At 49.8% G+C, this 17,666-nt stretch carries 25 protein-coding genes; all 25 read left to right on the top strand.

From position 1 onward, the window contains the following. Positions 1-332 precede the first annotated feature (332 nt). Positions 333-965: a hypothetical protein gene (locus OCV99_RS03800; RefSeq protein WP_158368343.1), complete on the top strand. Its 633-nt coding sequence runs from the start codon at positions 333-335 to the stop codon at positions 963-965. Next, the gene (locus OCV99_RS03795; protein WP_158368341.1) at positions 934-1,635 is read left to right on the top strand and encodes an HD domain-containing protein; all 702 of its coding nucleotides are present in this window, start codon (positions 934-936) and stop codon (positions 1,633-1,635) included. Before OCV99_RS03800 ends, OCV99_RS03795 begins: the two co-directional genes overlap by 32 nt. Further along, positions 1,632-1,826 (top strand): hypothetical protein, encoded by a 195-nt coding sequence (locus OCV99_RS03790; RefSeq protein ID WP_158368339.1) that lies wholly within the window; start codon positions 1,632-1,634, stop codon positions 1,824-1,826. The genes OCV99_RS03795 and OCV99_RS03790 overlap by 4 nt, the downstream gene beginning before the upstream one ends. Then, positions 1,795-2,004, top strand: coding sequence for a hypothetical protein (locus tag OCV99_RS03785; protein ID WP_158368337.1), 210 nt, complete (start codon positions 1,795-1,797; stop codon positions 2,002-2,004). The genes OCV99_RS03790 and OCV99_RS03785 overlap by 32 nt, the downstream gene beginning before the upstream one ends. A gap of 13 nt (positions 2,005-2,017) precedes the next feature. Then, positions 2,018-2,506: a VRR-NUC domain-containing protein gene (locus OCV99_RS03780; protein WP_262574765.1), complete on the top strand. Its 489-nt coding sequence runs from the start codon at positions 2,018-2,020 to the stop codon at positions 2,504-2,506. Then, positions 2,503-2,940: an ASCH domain-containing protein gene (locus tag OCV99_RS03775; protein ID WP_158368335.1), complete on the top strand. Its 438-nt coding sequence runs from the start codon at positions 2,503-2,505 to the stop codon at positions 2,938-2,940. Before OCV99_RS03780 ends, OCV99_RS03775 begins: the two co-directional genes overlap by 4 nt. Beyond that, positions 2,937-3,356 carry a hypothetical protein gene (locus tag OCV99_RS03770; RefSeq protein ID WP_262574763.1) on the top strand — a complete coding sequence of 140 codons (420 nt, stop codon included), beginning with the start codon at positions 2,937-2,939 and terminating at the stop codon, positions 3,354-3,356. Before OCV99_RS03775 ends, OCV99_RS03770 begins: the two co-directional genes overlap by 4 nt. Further along, positions 3,340-3,588, top strand: a complete 249-nt coding sequence (locus tag OCV99_RS03765) for a hypothetical protein (RefSeq protein ID WP_158368331.1) — start codon at positions 3,340-3,342, stop codon at positions 3,586-3,588. The genes OCV99_RS03770 and OCV99_RS03765 overlap by 17 nt, the downstream gene beginning before the upstream one ends. A gap of 16 nt (positions 3,589-3,604) precedes the next feature. Further along, a complete protein-coding gene (locus OCV99_RS03760) occupies positions 3,605-4,108 on the top strand; it encodes a hypothetical protein (protein WP_158368329.1) in 504 nt (167 codons plus the stop codon). A gap of 98 nt (positions 4,109-4,206) precedes the next feature. Further along, a complete protein-coding gene (locus OCV99_RS03755; protein WP_158368327.1) occupies positions 4,207-4,950 on the top strand; it encodes a hypothetical protein in 744 nt (247 codons plus the stop codon). Between the two features lie 724 nt (positions 4,951-5,674). Further along, positions 5,675-7,039: a site-specific DNA-methyltransferase gene (locus OCV99_RS03750; RefSeq protein WP_158368325.1), complete on the top strand. Its 1,365-nt coding sequence runs from the start codon at positions 5,675-5,677 to the stop codon at positions 7,037-7,039. 1 nt (position 7,040) lies between these two features. Next, a complete protein-coding gene (locus OCV99_RS03745; RefSeq protein WP_158368323.1) occupies positions 7,041-7,601 on the top strand; it encodes a hypothetical protein in 561 nt (186 codons plus the stop codon). After that, positions 7,579-9,414 carry a phage terminase large subunit family protein gene (locus tag OCV99_RS03740; RefSeq protein WP_158368321.1) on the top strand — a complete coding sequence of 612 codons (1,836 nt, stop codon included), beginning with the start codon at positions 7,579-7,581 and terminating at the stop codon, positions 9,412-9,414. Before OCV99_RS03745 ends, OCV99_RS03740 begins: the two co-directional genes overlap by 23 nt. Positions 9,415-9,426: 12 nt before the next feature. Next, positions 9,427-9,657, top strand: a complete 231-nt coding sequence (locus tag OCV99_RS03735) for a peptidylprolyl isomerase (RefSeq protein WP_158368319.1) — start codon at positions 9,427-9,429, stop codon at positions 9,655-9,657. Positions 9,658-9,661: 4 nt separating this feature from the next. Continuing rightward, complete coding sequence (locus tag OCV99_RS03730) at positions 9,662-11,251, top strand: phage portal protein (protein ID WP_158368317.1); 1,590 nt, start codon at positions 9,662-9,664, stop codon at positions 11,249-11,251. Further along, on the top strand, positions 11,229-11,822 hold the full coding sequence (locus tag OCV99_RS03725) for an HK97 family phage prohead protease (protein WP_262574759.1): 594 nt from the start codon (positions 11,229-11,231) through the stop codon (positions 11,820-11,822). The genes OCV99_RS03730 and OCV99_RS03725 overlap by 23 nt, the downstream gene beginning before the upstream one ends. After that, complete coding sequence (locus tag OCV99_RS03720; RefSeq protein WP_158368315.1) at positions 11,819-13,390, top strand: phage major capsid protein; 1,572 nt, start codon at positions 11,819-11,821, stop codon at positions 13,388-13,390. Before OCV99_RS03725 ends, OCV99_RS03720 begins: the two co-directional genes overlap by 4 nt. Positions 13,391-13,409: 19 nt before the next feature. Continuing rightward, positions 13,410-13,733: a DUF2190 family protein gene (locus tag OCV99_RS03715; RefSeq protein WP_158368313.1), complete on the top strand. Its 324-nt coding sequence runs from the start codon at positions 13,410-13,412 to the stop codon at positions 13,731-13,733. A 12-nt stretch (positions 13,734-13,745) separates the two neighbouring features. Next, positions 13,746-14,021 (top strand): hypothetical protein, encoded by a 276-nt coding sequence (locus OCV99_RS03710; protein WP_158368312.1) that lies wholly within the window; start codon positions 13,746-13,748, stop codon positions 14,019-14,021. Beyond that, complete coding sequence (locus OCV99_RS03705; protein WP_158368310.1) at positions 14,014-14,346, top strand: hypothetical protein; 333 nt, start codon at positions 14,014-14,016, stop codon at positions 14,344-14,346. The genes OCV99_RS03710 and OCV99_RS03705 overlap by 8 nt, the downstream gene beginning before the upstream one ends. Beyond that, the gene (locus tag OCV99_RS03700) at positions 14,343-14,912 is read left to right on the top strand and encodes a hypothetical protein (protein WP_158368308.1); all 570 of its coding nucleotides are present in this window, start codon (positions 14,343-14,345) and stop codon (positions 14,910-14,912) included. The genes OCV99_RS03705 and OCV99_RS03700 overlap by 4 nt, the downstream gene beginning before the upstream one ends. 12 nt (positions 14,913-14,924) lie before the next feature. Then, a complete protein-coding gene (locus OCV99_RS03695) occupies positions 14,925-15,404 on the top strand; it encodes a hypothetical protein (RefSeq protein WP_158368306.1) in 480 nt (159 codons plus the stop codon). After that, positions 15,394-15,690 (top strand): hypothetical protein, encoded by a 297-nt coding sequence (locus OCV99_RS03690; protein WP_158368304.1) that lies wholly within the window; start codon positions 15,394-15,396, stop codon positions 15,688-15,690. The genes OCV99_RS03695 and OCV99_RS03690 overlap by 11 nt, the downstream gene beginning before the upstream one ends. Before the next feature lie 2 nt (positions 15,691-15,692). Beyond that, a complete protein-coding gene (locus OCV99_RS03685) occupies positions 15,693-17,135 on the top strand; it encodes a phage tail sheath family protein (RefSeq protein ID WP_158368302.1) in 1,443 nt (480 codons plus the stop codon). Between the two features lie 2 nt (positions 17,136-17,137). Further along, entirely contained in the window at positions 17,138-17,662 is a 525-nt protein-coding gene (locus OCV99_RS03680; protein ID WP_158368300.1) for a phage major tail tube protein, read from the top strand. Positions 17,663-17,666 lie beyond the last annotated feature (4 nt).

Below are 17,666 nucleotides of genomic sequence, written 5' to 3'. Positions count from 1 at the left end.
CCGCACACCTAAAATTAGGTGTTCAGTTAGGTGTTCGGTTAGGTGTTTAGTGAAAAAGCCAGTAAAATCAAGGCTTTAAGAGGTTACTAAACACCTAAAACACCTATTTTCAATATTTTACTGTTTCACGGAAAATCTTGTGACTTGTGACTACCCCAAGTCACAGAATTTGCTAAAAAAACAAGGTGTATTTCAAAAATTAGGTGTTAGGTGTTTAGTAGACCCCTCAAACCTGCATAAAATAAGGCTTTTTGACCGAACACCTAATTTCAAAAAAGGTGTGCGGTAAGGAAATCGGGGAAATAGGTGTTCAATCGGAAAGGAGGACGCAGATGGCAGAGGAAAAGAGAAGCGAGGATAGCCTGCCGGATGAGGAAAAACTGAGGATCTGGGTGCAGCGTCTAAAGAGCAACGATGAGAAAGTGCCAAAGGAACTCTTAAAGACCAAGTACCAGAAACCATACCGGGAACTGAAAGGAAAAATCAAGGAAACTGCAGATCGGATACTTTCGGAGATTTTGACAAAGGATATCGCCATTCGGAACGATGAAGCAGGGCAGAAGCTGATCTCAGACATCCAGACGCTCATCAAGGAAAAGCAGGTCGCAGGAGTCAGCCGGGAAATGGGCAACGCACTCACGAAAGAATACAGCGTGGACAAATTCCTCCAGATAGCGGAAAGCCTGCATACACAGGTCTGGAATCTGTGGGTACCGTACTGGCAGGGATACTGCTGCTTATACGTCCTCCCAGAGAACTGGGAAGAACCGTACCAACCGCCAAGAATCTACAACGAACTGACAGATGAATTCTTGGTGGATGAGGAAAAGAACCTCTGGGAAAAGCACCCGGAGTGGAAATCAGAGCAGAGGACAATCATTACTGCCGGGGCGTGCCGCTTACTGGCAGGAGCAAAGGAAGGAGAAACAGGACATGGACAGACAGGCAAACATCAACAGATTTGAAGCAGAGATGGCAAAGGTAAAGAGGGAGGGCGCAGACAGGCTGATGGCGTTCATCAGAAAGAGCGATATGTACGCAGCACCTGCAAGTACACGCTTCCACCTTTCAGTCACGGGCGGCCTGCTGCAGCATTCGCTTAATGTACTGGATGCACTGAGGGGAAGCCTTACGAAGAATGAGGACGGAACATACAGCTACGATGTGGCGGGCGTCCCGGTTGCCAGAGTGACCGAGGAAAATATCATCATCATGGCACTCCTGCACGACATCTGCAAGACCTACTTCTACACCACGGAAACCAGAAACCGCAAGGTCAATGGGAAATGGGAGCAGTACGAAGCATTTACGGTAGACGACAAAATCCCATACGGACACGGAGAGAAGTCGGTCATGATGATTGAGGAATACATGAAACTGCAGCCGATCGAACGATACGCCATAAGGTGGCACATGGGATATACAGAAAACGACACACTCTCATTAAACAATGCCATAGACCGATACCCAATGATCTGGGCACTCCACTCTGCGGATACACAGGCAAGCCACTACATGGAAGCAGTCGAGGGAAACAAACTGGCATACGCTGACCAGAGTGCCGGGGAGTATGCGGATCAGCCGACCACGGAAGATACAGCCGAGCCGCTGTTTGAGGAGGCGACACCCGTATGAGTATGATGGACGTACTCTCGGAAATAAGGGAGAGGGCAAAGAGGAAACGGAGCGGAACGCTCCCATGGTTCTGTCTTATCCTTTCGGATAAGTGCATAGAGCCGGAAAAGACCTGCACGGAATGCAGGGTATATCAAAAATACAAGGAGGGCAACGGAGATGGTAATCAAGATGCAGGTAATAAGGGATAAAGATGGAAATCCGGACAAGAAGAAGGTATTTGCTACCAACAAGAGCGGATCGTATCAGACACTGGTCACGCTGACCCCGGAACTTCTGTCGGAACTTGCTAAAGGGCATTATTACTTCAATGCCATGCAGAAAGAGGACGGACTGCACATAACCGGGATAGCAGCCGGGAAGTTTTAAGGAGGCGGTCGGTTTGGAAAGAAAAAACGCTGAAGGATACGCAGACCCGACCGCAGGCGAAGCAATCGGGAACGTCAGCCGGGGCGGCAGATTGGATTACACAAAATTCAAGACCTACGAAGAACTGCAGGAGTACACCATAGCACATAACAGGAAGATACATACCAAGGCGCAGGCAGATGAGTTTATAAGGGAGAAGATGCCAAAGGAAAGCTACTTCCAGAAGAAAATCCTTGACTGGATCAAGGACAACGTGCCAAATGCGGTCGCATGGAAAGAAGCAGCCGGCCCGTACTCCAGACAGGGAATCCCAGATATTACCTGTGTCGTGAATGGCAGATATTACGGATTCGAGGTCAAGCGGCCATTCATCGGGGTCTTAAGCAAAATACAGGAGCAGACCATCAAGCAGTTGCGAAAAGCAGGGGCGGTGGCAGAGGTGGTCAGTTCGGAAAAAGAGGTAGCAGCGATCCTGCTGCCGGAAATGGAGGGAGGGGCATGAAAGCAATCACAGTGATACAGCCATGGGCGACATTACTGGCGACCGGGAAGAAACACATTGAAACACGGTCATGGAGAACAAAGTACCGGGGAGAAATTCTCATCCATGCAGGAAAGAAAGACCCGCTCTGGGGAATCTCGATGATGACGGACGGAGCATGGGAAAAGGCACTGCTCGTCCTCGGATTGTATGAGGAATTCAATCGGTTTGAAAGATTCCCGACAGGGGCAGTCATCGGCAAGGCAAACCTCGTGAACTGCCTGCGGATAGACGAACTGACAGCGGCACTCATCAAAGAGCAACATCCAGATGAGTATGCATTCGGAGATTTCACGCCGGGGCGGTACGCATGGGTAATGACGGACCCGGTATTATTTGAGAAGCCGATCCCGGCAAGCGGAAAGCAGGGATTATGGAACTGGGAGGTGGAATGATGGAAGCGGAACCTTTGACACTGCAGGAATTAAGAGAGATGGCAGGCAGACCAGTCTACTGCCCGGATGCAGATGGATACGGAATCGTCAAATGCGAAACCAAAGGACACTGGGCAGGCATTCCTTTCTTGGTGGGAGCGTGGCACGAGGATGGGGTCGCTGTTAATTTTGAATACAACATCAAAAAGAGAGGACTGAAATGCTACCGCATAGAGCAGGTGGCCGCACCGGAGAAGGATATCCCAAAGCAGCCAATCAACCATGAAATGGGATATGGAGATACGGTTCTGGTCTGCCCGAACTGCGGTCAGTCGGCAATTGGAAATCCATTCAGAAAAGGATATGAATTATATCCGCACTGCCCATGGTGCGGTCAGAAACTGGAGGGAGGTGCGGATCATGGCAAAGAGGAATAAGCGGAAGCCATTCGGGATGAATTCCAGTCTGGCAGATGCCACGCAGGTAATGCGGCAACTCCCAGTGTCGGCAATGCTCTCCAGTATCGAGATGCAGATAGACATCCTGCGTGAGCGGGGCGTGGAGATTCGTGACTGGGAGCACAAAGACCGGGTGCTTCGGCAGGTGCGGATGATGGGCGGCAAAGTATATTTCCTTGCGGCAGAGGACAACAAAGCCAAAGAGGATTAGAAAAGAGGAACGTAGCATGGCAGACAATAAGGAAATATTGGATGAGAGAGCACTCTTAAAGAAGTATCTCGGTCAATATTACTCGGCACGGAATAAGAAAAAGCAACTGGAATCCAGACTGCAGACGTTCAGACAGGATATGATCGGCACAAAGGGGATGCAATATTCCCCAGTGCCGCACAGCCAGACGAACAGTGTAGGAGATGGACCGGCAAGCATGGTCATCCGGGCAATGGAGATTGAAGAACAGATCGAATCACAGAAAGAACAGATGGCGGCTACCATGCTGAATGTGATGAAGTTGATGGATTTTCTCCCGGTTGACTCCACGGAGCGGCTCATACTGGAATACAGGCATATTGACTGTTTAAGTTGGAAACAGGTGTGCAAGGCGATGCATATGACGAGAACACCGTGCAATGAGCACTACAACGCAGGCATCGATAAACTATTGGAATACAAGAAAGTAAAAAAAATACTAGAGGAATTTGAAGCTGAGCAGAATCCCTCGACTACTTGAAATTGCTTGACTTCGGAGTAGGGGGGGGGGTAGAATTGTAGTTACAAATTGTATTTTTTCAAATCTACAACCCCTACACAAAAAGGAGGAACGAGCGAATGTTTGAATTCATAGCGAAAATGTTATCCGGGGAAAAGAACAATGACAGACAAGAGGAATATGCAAAGTCGTCCGAAATTCCCGTAATAAACGATATTGTCTGCGGGAGATATCGCATCAGGGGGAAATATCCGGGAACTGGAAGAATGAGAACGGTGGAAGTAATCGCATGGGAAAAAGAGACAGAACAGGATATTGCGAAAAAGGCGGGACTGGTCGAGCCATACGAAGTGGAACGGATCGGGATGCCGATTCCAACAGAAAGGCAGATGGAATATGCTAAAAATGTCGGAATTTTTATACCGAAGGATGCGACAAAGGATGACGTCAGCATCCTGTTGACACGATATGAAGAACATAAATCAATAAAGCAACCAAAGGCACCGACAGATATCCTGGAAATTTTAATTAAACGAATGGGAATCTACATACCATCATACGCAGGACTATCGGAGATGAATGCATATTTTAGAGCATCAATGAGGACAGAGGAAGAGCGATATGCGTATTTTGCAATGAAAGTATACTCCCAGACAACCGGAAAGAACTATCACTTTATCCACGAAGCGAACGAGACAGAGCAGGAACGGTTCAAAGCCTTTGCAAGGAAATACAAGGGCAACAGGTCATTCGTGGAATCTTACAATCGGTACGACCAAGAAAAGATAACGATAACAGGAAAGATAGACAAAAAGCTAAAGGCTTATGAAATAGCTAATGCGTTTTTTTATGAAAATTTATAGGAAAAATAAATGCCGAAAAATTCGCTAGAAAATTTACTGGGAAAATTCCAACAAAATAAATAGAATGATTTGAAAATTCAGCCGGGAAAATTCCGAGAAAAAAATCGGAAATTTTATCCCGGCTTTTTAGCTGCATTTTTACAAGAAACATCCGGATTATAGGTACAAAAACATGAGGGGTTATAGAGGGGTAGAATAATCGTGAAAAATAACAGGGATACAGGAGGCGGTGCTTATAAACCCATGCAGAGGACGTGCAGTATACCATGCGCCATCCGAACAAAGGACATGACAGGCACAGTACAAGGGACACGGACACCACACACAGAGTATCAGAGCACAGGCAGGACAGCACACAGCAGCACCACACAGGACAGGCATGGGACACGCAGGGCGGGCACAGTGCACGCAAAGAAGTACAAGAGAGTACACAAAAGTACATTCAACTGTGCTAAGATGATAGCGTGGAGTACAGGGGATGGATCAGACAGATCAAGTCAACACGCTCCACTCGCTCCCCTCTTAATAGGCATTTAGCGCAATGAAACGTATGTGTTGAATGCCTATTTTAGTGCATTTTTTTGATTTGTTATAAATGCACAAATCGAAAGGTACTACTTTGTGCAAAATGCACTGCGGGGCGAGGAAGGCCCGGCTTTTTCCCCGATAAAATCAAAAATAAATTTAGCATTTCGTTACGCAAAGCAGGGAAGGAGGTTTGGAAATGGATCAGAAACTGAGAACAGAACGCAGGAAACTAGCTGACTTAAAGGCAGCAGAATACAATCCAAGGAAAGCACTGACCCCGGACGATGCGGAATACCAGAAAATAAGGCGGAGCATTGAAGAATTCGGATACGTTGACCCCATCATCATAAACGAGGATGGCACGATCATCGGAGGACACCAGAGGACGACCGTACTCATGGACTTAGGGTACAAGGAAGTAGATGTCGTGGTGGTGGATCTGGACAAGCAGAGGGAGAAGGCTCTGAACATTGCGCTGAACAAAATCACGGGCGAATGGGATGAGTTAAAATTAAAAGACCTCCTGCTTGACCTCGACCTCGGAGATTATGACATATCGCTGACAGGCTTCGAGCAGGACGACCTCACGGAACTGGTGGACAAACTCGCAGTAGAGCCGGAAGCAGTGGATGATGACTTTGATGTGGAGGCGGCACTGGAACAGGTGGCAGAACCAGTCACGAAACTGGGCGACATCTGGCTGCTCGGAAGGCACAGGCTCATGTGCGGCGACAGCACATCGCAGGATGACATGGCGGTTCTGATGCAGGGAGAGATGGCAGACCTTGTCGTTACTGATCCGCCATACAATGTCAACTATGGCGACAAGGCTGAATTTTTAGAGGAATACCTCGATGGAAAAGGACACCGGATCACGAGCACGATAAAGAACGACAACATGGACAACCAGAGTTTCTATTCGTTTTTACTGGCAACATACCAGAGTGCCTACGAATTTATGAGAGCCGGGGCAGCGATCTATGTGTTTCACGCAGAAAGCACCGGACATATTTTCAGACAGGCATTCCTTGACGCAGGATTGAAACTGGCGCAGTGTCTGATCTGGGAGAAGAACTCCTTCGTCCTCGGCAGGCAGGACTACCAGTGGCGACACGAACCATGCCTGTACGGATGGAAAGAGGGGGCGGCCCACTATTTCATTAACGACAGGACGCAGGATACGGTCATTCTGGAGGATGATATAGATTTTAACGCCATGAAGAAAAATGAACTCGTGGCATATCTGGAGGACTTACGCAGGAAGTACCAGAACCAGACGTCCGTCATTTACGAGAATAAGCCGACAAGGAACGACATCCACCCGACCATGAAGCCAGTGCCACTGATCGGGAAATTCGTAACAAATTCCAGTAAGTCCGGGTGGAACGTCCTTGATCTGTTCGGAGGAGGCGGCAGCACCCTCATGGCCGCAGAGCAACTTGGGAGGACAGCATTCATCATGGAACTGGATGAGCGGTTCTGCGATGTAATCGTGAAGCGGTGGGAAGAATACACCGGGCAGCAGGCTGTAAGAATCCCGGCAGGAAAGGCAGAATTGTAGGATGGCAGAAGAACAGCAGGGCGGCAGCTTTTACCGGGTAGAAGTCATTGCTTCCTTATTCGGGGTCAGTGTGCGGAGGGTGCAGCAGCTGACGCAGGAGGGAATCATAGCGACCACCAAGACCAAGGACGGAAACCGCTATGAGTTAGCACCGACCATCCAGAAATATATAAAATACCTGTCCGACAAGGCATACGGAAAGAGCAAATCCGAAAAGGAAGCAGAACTGCGAGAGCAGAAACTGCAGGCTGAGATTGCACTGAAGGAATCGCAAGGGGAAATGCACCGCTTAAAGACAGAGATCGCATCGGGTAAGTACATCGACATTGAGGAAGTGAAGATGGACTATAGCCGATTTTTTATTTCATTCAAAAAATTTGCACTGTCCCTGCCGAGCAGGCTCTCCGGCAGGATCAGCGGGTACTGTGATCCGATGGAAGTGAGGGCAATCGAAAAGGATTTGAATGCGGAAATCATCCGGCTGATGCACAGCTTCGTGGTGGCGGGCTGCACGCCGGAAGAACTGGAGAAGAAAAAGCGTGGCAAGAAATCCGTTCCGTAGGTACGAGGTAACCGGGTATCAGAAGGAAGCCTTAAAATTCCTCAAGCCACCAGAGGACATCACGGTATCGGAATGGGCAGACAAATACCGGATACTGGATGCCAAGACCTCGGCAATGCCGGGACCGTGGAGGACGGAGCAGACACCGTACCTCAAAGGCATCATGGATGAATTCAACAACTACGAAACAGAAGAAATCATCTACGTCAAGCCAACGCAGGTAGGCGGCACAGAGTGCCTCCAGAACATGACCGGGTACATCATACAGCAGGACCCTGCGCCAACCATGATCGTCTACCCTACGGACAAACTGGCAGAGTCCATATCGGAGAACCGCCTACAGGCAATGATTAAGGCAGCACCGACACTGAAAAGCAGGTACTTGGAGAACGATTCCTCCAAACTGGAATTGCAGTTTGACGGGATGTATCTCACACTGGCGGGGTCGAACTCCCCGTCAAGCCTTGCCAGTAAGGCAATCAGATTCCTGTTTCTTGACGAGGTGGACAAATATCCGGGAGCGTCCAAAAAGGAAGCCGACCCGATCAGCCTTGCAAGGGAGCGAACCAAGACATTCCACAACAGGAAGATATTTATAACGAGCACGCCGACCCTAAAGACCGGACACATCTGGAAAGCCAAAGAGGATGCCGACATCGAAAAGCACTACTTCGTGCCATGCCCGCACTGCGGGGAGTATATCGAATTAAAGTGGAAGCAGATACACTTCCCGAAAGAGGAAGGCATGAGTTACGCCGACCGGGCAGAATTTGCAACCTATGTCTGCCAAGAGTGCGGATGTGCAATCACAGACCAAGACAAGCCAGAGATGCTCCGATACGGAGAATGGAGGACGGTCAAGCAGAATACCAAATTTGTCCGCAAGGTAGCATTCTGGATGAACACGCTCTACTCTCCATTTGTCCGTTTTTCAGAAGTGGTCAAGGAATTTCTGGAAAGCAAGGACGACCCGGAGAAACTGCAGAACTTCATCAACTCATGGCTCGCAGAGCCTTGGGAAGATACGAAGTTAAAGACCAACGCTGACCTCGTACTGGAACGCCAGACTGAATATGAGGAACTGGTCGTGCCAGAATGGGCGAAGCTGCTGACCGCAGGCGTGGATGTGCAGGAGAACTGTCTGTACTGGAGCATCCGGGCATGGGGCAACTACCTCACGAGCCAAAACATCACCCATGGGCAGGCGTATTCGTTCCAAGAGGTCGAGAGGATCATGAACCTCGAATACCAGATGCCGGACAGCACGCCGCTCGTAGTAGCATTGGCACTGGTTGACTCTGGCAACGATGCGGATACGGTGTACGATTTCTGCGCCAACAATTCGGACTGGGCACTGCCGAGCAAAGGCTCGTCCAACCCGATGCTCTCGCACTACAAACTGTCCAAGGTCAATAAGAGCGACAGCAAGGCATACGGAATGAACCTCGTACTGGTCGATACCGGGAAATATAAGGATATGATCGCTGCCAGAATGCAGAAGAAAAATGGAAGCGGGTCATGGATGGTTTACCAAGGGTGCGACCGTGAATATGCGGAGCAGGTAACCGCAGAGCATAAGGTCAACGTCAAGATGGGGAATGGGAAGGTAAGGCAGGAATGGCAGCTGAAAACCTCCCACGGAGATAACCACTATCTGGACTGCGAGGTTTACAATATGGCGGCGGCAGACATCCTTGGAGTGAGGACGCTGCATCTGACTGAGGTACAACAGGAAGAACAGCCGAAGAAACAGGAAACACAATACACCCCGGAAGAATCATGGATCAGCCAACATGAGGGCAACTGGGTATAAAGGAGGCAGAACATGGCAGCAGAGAACAATTATACAGCCGCAGAGATGCTGACAGAAGTCAACAACGCCATCTATGCAGTGCTTGTCGGCGGCCAGTCCTACAAGATAGGCACAAGGCAGCTGAGCCGGGCAGATTTGAGCCTACTCTACAACATGAAGAACGACCTCACAGCACAGATCGCAGCCGCAGGTTCAGCCAGTTTACTGGACGATACCTACGTGGCGGTGTTCGAGGGGAGGTAATGGGATGAACTGGTTAGATGGAATCATCGGGTTCTTCTCTCCGGAGCGTGGGGCACGCAGGGAAGCATGGAGGCAGAGCCTGCAGGAGATGAGGAACTATGATGCCGGAGATTACAGCCGGGGGAATGCGAACTGGAGAGTGATCAACCAGTCGGCAGAATTTACGGACCGCTACAGCCGGGATAATGTCCGGGCAAGGGCAAGGGATCTGGAACGCAACTCCGACATGATGAACTCGGTCATCGGGGCATACACCCGGAATGTCATCGGAGGCGGCTACACGCTGCAGCCAAAGACCGAGAGCGACACGCTGAACGATACTCTCCAGACAGCGTGGAAGAAATGGTGCAAAAAGCAGAACTGTGATGTGACAGGTACGCAGTCCTTCACGCAGATGATGCGAATGTGCGTCCAGAGGAAAAAGATAGACGGAGGAATCCTCATTGTAAAGAGGTACACCAAGGACGGTTTTATTCCGTTCAAACTCCAGACATTCGAGGTGGACGAACTGGACGACTCCCAGATGCTCCCGAAGAAAAAGAGCAACAAGGTCGTAGGCGGCATCGAGATGAATGAATACAACAAACCAATCGGGTACTGGATCAGGCAGTACAGCATAGACGGAATGGCACTCTCGCAGCCTGTATGGGTGGATGCGAAAGATGTCATTTTTTTATACACCAAACGCAGACCGTCACAGGTTCGGGAGATGTCCGACATGAGTCCGACCATTACCAGAATCCGTGACGCAAACGAATTCATGGTGGCAGTATCCGTCAAAGAACGGATCGCTGCCTGCCTTTCGGTATTCATCAAAAAAGTATTGCCGACCACCGGGATAGGCAGGGCCGGCGCACCGCCAGCCCCACACGAATCCTACCAAGGCAAGTCCATTACCCCCGGCATGATCAAAGAATTAAACGCCGGAGATGAGATACAGGTGGTAAATCCGACCGGGCAGGCGACCGATGCAGCCAGTTACATCAAACTGCAGCAAAGACTGGTCGGCGCAGGGCAGGGAATCAGCTACGAAGCCACAAGCAGGGATATGTCGGAAAGCAACTACTCATCCACCAGACAGGGCATCATTGAGGACGAGATGACCTACGCAGCGGAAAAGGAACTGCTGATGGAAGTCATGGACGAGGTATATGAAACCTTTGTCATTTCCATGTGGCTCGCAGGACTGATTGACGCAAAGGACTTCTGGGAAAACAAGGACAAATACTTCGAACACGCATGGGTGGCAGCACCAAAGAAGTGGATTGACCCGCAGAAGGAAGCCAATGCTAACAAGATTGCCCTTAATACCGGGCAGAAAACATTCAAGCAGATCGCAGCCGAACAGGGGCGTGACTGGAAAGAACAGATTGACGAGATGGCAGAGGTACTGGAGTACGCAAAGGAAAAAGGTATCGACTTAGGAGGTGTGATTTTTGACCAGACAGCATCAGAACTCTACGAGGACGAGGAGGATAAGAAAGCCGACCTCGCTGACGAGGGGGCAGGAGAGCAGACCGGGGAAGAAGGAGAATCCGGCACAGGGGAAGCAGAGGGCGAAAGCCAGACAGATGACGAGGGAACTGACGGTTAATTCCATCAGAGCCATGGAGGGCGAGGGGAATGAGCGGAAATTCATCATTTCTTTTTCCTCGGAAGAACCATACGAACGGTGGTGGGGAACGGAAATCCTCGACCATTCGGAAGGGGCTGTAGATCTCTCAAGGCTTAACGACATCGGGGTCGTGCTCTACAACCACAACAGGGATAAGGTCATCGGGAAAGTCAGCCGGGCATGGATTGAGGAAATGCGTGGCATGGCAGAGATTGAATTCGACACCGATGACGAATCCGAACTCATCTATCAGAAAGTAGCGTCCGGGACCCTCAAAGGCGTGTCCGTAGGCTACCAGATAGATTCATGGGAGGAAGTAATGCCAAACAAACAGTCGGCAGATGGCAGGTTCACAGGACCGGCAGACATCGCAAGAAAGTGGACACCTTACGAAGTATCAATCGTGAGCGTGCCTGCGGACCCCACGGTCGGTGTCGGAAGGGAACTGGAAGAAACCGGGCAGGGAACGCAGACCCGCACTCTCGACTGGTACGAAAGGCAGCTTCAAATAAATAAAAACATCATCAACCAAGGAGGTAACGAATCATGAACAAGAAGCAGAAAAGACAGCAGAAAATGCTTCGCCAGCAGGAAATCGTGAATGCAGCCAAGACTGCAGGTCGTGATCTGACCGCTGAAGAACAGAGTGAATTCGACTCCCTGCAGAGGGAGATCGAAACGCTGACCTCGGAAATTGAAGCCGAGGAAAGACAGGCAGGCGTTGCAGGTCAGACACCGCCCGCTCCCACACCTGCTGCGCCACAGACAGACCCGGCAGCGGAAACGCAGAGAGCGGTCACTGAGGAACGCAACAGGATCAGAAGCATCACGACCATCTGCCGGGATTTCGGACTGGAGGCTGATACCTACATCCAGAATGGTAGCACTGTGGACGCAGTGAGGGAAGCGGCACTGGAACACGTCAGACAGCATGGAGCACCCATCCCGGCGCAGGGCAGGGCGACCGTGACAGAAAGTGCCGAGGACAAATTCCGGGCGGCAGCAGCGGACGCACTCGTGATGAGAAGCGGCATGGCTTTAGCGAACCCGGCAGACGGTGCAAGGCAGATGATGGGCATGACGCTCCGTGACCTTGCCATCGAATGCCTGTCGGCTGAAGGGCACAGCGGACTGAACAGGAGATCGTCTGATGAACTGTATGGAATGTTACAGCGTCAGTTCTATAATCCGACCGCAGCGTTCCCGGCAATCCTCGACAATGCCATCAACAAGGCATACGTTGAAGGGCACAAGACCGTGGCAGTTACATTCGACCAGTGGACGAAGAAAGGCAGCCTTAAGGACTTCAAGACCCACGACAACAACTACTTAGCCGGCCCGGTCGGGGAATTCCTCGAAGTGCCGGAGGGCGGCGAACTGAAGCATGATGTGTTCGGGGATGAGAAACTCCCGACCAGAAAGCTGAAAACGTATGGCCGCCAGTTTACGCTGACCAGACAGGCATTCATCAATGACGACATCGACCTCGTGACAAGAATCCCTGCCAAGTACGCAGCGAGCGCAAGAAAGACGATCAACAAGCAGTGCTATCAGGTTCTGGTGGGCAACCCGGCAATCTATGACGGTACTCCATTGTTCAGCAGCGCACACATGAACCTGCTCGCAAAAGGAACCGGCATCACCAAGGAAGCGGTGCAGGGAATGATCCTCGCACTGCAGAACCAGAAAGACCAGTTCGGAGAGGCAATCATCATCCGTCCGGCAATTATCATCGTACCGAGCGGCTATATGTTTGATATGTACACCCTGTTCTACAGTCCAACCATCAATACTGAGGGCAACACGCAGGCAGTCAATCCGCTGTACAGATACAAGGACAGCATCACGGTGGTAGAGGACCCGACCATCAACGCACTCTGCGGCGGTTTTGGAAACGTGATGCCTTGGTGGTTACTGGGGGCAAAGGATGACACGGACTTCATGGAAGTGGATTATCTGAACGGACAGGAGATTCCGACTATCAGAAGAATGGAAACTCCGGGCACTCTTGGATTTGTATGGGATATTTACCTCGACTGGGGCGTGAGCGTCATGGATTACCGTGGTGCAATCAAGAATCCGGGCATCGAAGTGAAGAACCCCATCAACTTAGCATAAGGGAAAGGAGAGCGCAAAGATGAGCAAAGCAGCATACTGGCAGAGGGGAGAATCCCTCGACTTTACCAACGCAGGAACAACGGTTATTGAAGCCAACACTGTAGTGGAGCTGACAGGCAGAATCGGAATTGCAGGCACGGACATCGCACCCGGTGCAAAAGGCGACCTGCATGTGACCGGGGTGTTTGAGTTTGATAAGACCGGGACTGCCGCCATTACCATGGGGCAGACCGTCTACTATGACGGAGCAGGCATCACGGATACGGAGGGAGGCACTCCGGCAGGCTTTGCAGCAGCGGACGCAGCGGCGGCAGACACAAAGGTACTCGTAAAGATTGGATAGGAGGTGGCGGCCATGAAACTGGTAGCAATCTATCCCATCCTGTACCGCTCCCGGCAGTACGAAGTCGGGGAAAACCTCCCGGCAGACGATGCGGCGATGGTGCAGGCATGGCTTGATGCCAAGACCGCAGTATGGCAGGAGGAAGAAAAACCCAAGGGCAAGGCGAAGTCAGTCACAGCGCAGGCAGGACTGGCAGGACAGTCCCCGAATGGGGAAACCGCTGACAGCGTAGTTGGCAGAGTGCCAAAGACCCCTGCGAGAAGCAAGGGGGCGAAAAAGAATGGTTAAACGGTCATTCAAGGAACTCGTGCAGGCAGATGTCAGCGGCGTATTTCTCCGACCGGATGAATTCGCAGACCTGCACACCATCAACGGAAAAGAGATGGCTGTGCAGGTGGACTCAAATGAGCAGATAGAGCGTGAAAAACGCTACAACCAAAACATGGATGGCATCTACAAGAACCAGAAGCTGATTTATATATCTGCTGCCGACTTCGGACCATTACCGAAACAGGGTAGCCTGCTAATTATGGACAAGAGGTCATACCGTGTGGCAGATGCCATAGATGAAGATGGAATCTATTCCATCACACTGGAGGCGAACAGAGCATGAGTGATTTTTACATTAAAGTGGATGAGCGGGACATGAAGCGAGTTCAAAGAGTTCTGGAAGATGCTCCGAAAAAAGTGCCAAGAGTTCTTCGGAATGCCATTAACCAGACAGCCACAATTGCGCTTCGAAAAATCAAGCAGGGAAGAACTGCGGGATATACAATCAAAGCCGGAACATTCAACAGCGAAATACAAACGCAGAGAGCGAGTGCGGGACATCTTGATGCGACCATCAAGTCGCAAGGGCGACCAAGAACCATCCAACAGTTCAAAATAAGCAAACCTAAATCCGGGGTAAAAGCAGACATTACAAAAAGCGGATTAAAAGGACTTGTAAATTCAGCGAGCGCAAGTGCCTTCATTGTTCCGGGTGGAAGTGCAAGTGGGTTGATAGCACAAAGAGAAACAAAGAGCCGATTCCCGATAAAGGTGCTCCACTCTAATTCAGTGCCAATGATGGTGCGAAAAATCTATGAAGGAGAGCGTGGCGGTCAAGGAGAAATGCAAGATTATATTGCAAAAACACTGCACGACAAAGTATGGGAACAAGTAAGAAAGGTTATATAACAGGAGGCAGACATGACACCACTAATGTTGCAAAGCGACCTCGTGACGGAAATCGAGGACATTCTGAAAGATGTAATCACGAAGAACACCGCAGGAGAAACCGTGACAGGCATCAAGGGATACGAATATCGGCTTCCCATCATCGAATCAGATGAAGAGGATGAATCGCAGTTTTTTCCATATTTTATCGTCAGGACGTCCGAGGGGCGAACTGAGGATGACGACAGTCCGTGGCTCGTAACCGTAGATATCATACTTGGCATTTGCGAGAACGATAAGGATGCACCCGGACACAAGAACATCCTCGTGATGATTCAGCGGATCACTGACAGATTCGCATCAGAACCTTTGCTGAACGGAAAGTACCGTGCAGAGCAAAACATGGAATGGGCAGTACAGGACGAAGATACATATCCCTTTTACTTCGGAGGGGTAGAAATCAAGTTCAGGGTTCCAAAGATAGGAAGGAGGATACCAAACTATGACTGCTAGAGCGAAAAGCGAAACAGTTGTGCCGAAGAAAGCCACCGCACGAAAAGCGAAAGCATCAGAACCTCTGATGTATGTAGGACCGACAGTAAACGGAATCGGAATACAGAACAGGGTTTATACGGAGATACCAAGCAGAACGCAGGAGTTATTGGATAAAGTACCGGAACTGAAAAATCTTTTCATTCCGATACTTGAGTACCCTGCAGCCTGCAAAATGCTCAGGGAGAGAAAAGGTTATATTTACAGTGCGTTCACAAAAGCACTGACACTTAAAGGAGGATTATAAAGATGAAACATGGAGTTTATATCTACGAACAGGGCACTGCACTCACAGTGCCAGTTGTAGGAAATTCATCTGTGCAGGTCGTAATTGGTACAGCACCAGTCCACATGGTTGAAAACCCGGAACAGGTAGTCAATGTGCCAGTGCTTGCAAATTCCGCAGCAGAAGCAATGGCTGCATTAGGATATGTGGATGATTTCAATAATTTTACATTGTGCCAGACGATGTATATCACAAACAATATTTTTCAAGTGTCGCCAGTCGTTTATATTAACGTACTTGATCCGCAGAAACATAACAAGGCAATAGCAACTGAAACGGTAGCTGTGGAGTCCATGCAGGCAAAGATTGCAGAGCAGGGAGTTGTTCCATCAACGCTCGTGTTGAAAAACGGAGACACAACACTGGCTGCAGGAACGGACTACACAACTGAGTTTGATACAGATGGAACGCTTATTATTAATCTGATCAAGGGTGGCAAGGGAGCGTCAGCAGCATCTCTCGCAGTTACAGGAAAGGTCGTAGACCCAACCGCAGTAACCAAGACGGACATTATCGGCTCATACAATGCGGCGACAGGGAAAGAGACAGGGATGGAACTCATCCGGCAGGTGTATCCAAAACTGAAGACTGTACCGGGTCTGCTTCTTGCACCGGGATGGTCACAGGAAGCAGAGGTCGGAATTGCACTGGCGGCAAAGGCAGCGAACATCAATGGTGTATTTAAGGCAATGGCTCTTGTGGACATTGACACAAATACGGCTACCAAGTACACGGACTGCGGAGAGACAAAAGAAAACAGTGGTTTTACATCAGAATTCTGCTACCCGTCATGGCTCTGCTATAAGGTGGGAGATTACATCTTTGCAGGATCTGCAGTAAATGCAGCATTGATTGCATACACCGATGCGGAGAATGAAGATGTCCCAAGTGTTTCCCCGTCCAACAAACTGCTAGGAATTACGGGAACTTGCCTTGCAGACGGAACGGAGGTCAACCTCGACTTAGACCAAGCGAATGTTGTCAACAGCTTTGGTGTCGCTACCGCATTTAACATGAACGGATGGAAACTCTGGGGAAATTATACCGGGGCATATCCAAGCAGCAAGGATGCAAAGGATATCTGGCTCGCAGTCCGCAGGATGTTCAACTGGCAGGGAAATACATTCATCCAGTCGTACTTTGACAAGGTGGATGACCCGATGAACAGCGTTCTGATTGAAAGCGTTGTTGATTCCGAGAATATTCGGTGTGCAGCCTATGCACCAGACAAATGGGCAGGGGCAAACATCCAGTACTTAAAGAGCGACAACCCGGACACAGATATCCTGGCAGGTAAGATGACATTCCGTCAGAGCATCGCACCATATACTCCGGCACAGGAAATCAACAACATCCTGTCCTATGACACGTCAATGCTCTCTAACGCATTAACAGGAGGTGAATAAAGATGGGCATGGTAATTCCTGAGGTGTTAAACCACTACAATGTCTACAACGACAGAGCGAAGAAATTAATCGGAATCTCCGGCGAAATCGAACTGCCGGAACTGGAGGCACTCACGGATACAATCGAGGGTGCAGGGGTACTCGGAGAGATTGAGGACCCTGTAACGGGACAGTTCTCATCCATGAAAATCAAGATTCCGTTCTCCGTGCTTTATGAGGACTTATTCAGTCTCATGAACACAACCAAACCGCCACAGCTTACACTCCGTGCATCCATGCAGTGCATGGACCCTACTACTGGAGTGACAGGGTACTACCCGGTAAAAATCGTAGTCAGGGGAAAAGCATCCACAACTTCTCTCGGAAAAGTGGTAAAGGGGAAAAAAGGAGAACCGGAAATCGAACTGGAAGTGTTGTACATCAAAATCATGATCAACAACAAGACCACGCTCGAATTGGACAAGCTGAACTTCAAATTTGTATTAAACGGAACGGATATGCTTGCAAAAATCCGTTCACAGGTCTAAGGAG

Source organism: Dorea acetigenes, from assembly GCF_025567385.1.
In the GTDB taxonomy this organism is placed as follows: Bacteria; Bacillota; Clostridia; order Lachnospirales; family Lachnospiraceae; genus Claveliimonas; species Claveliimonas acetigenes.
The sequence above is the reverse complement of the archived record's forward strand: the minus strand, read 5'-3'. Positions and strand labels throughout refer to the sequence as shown.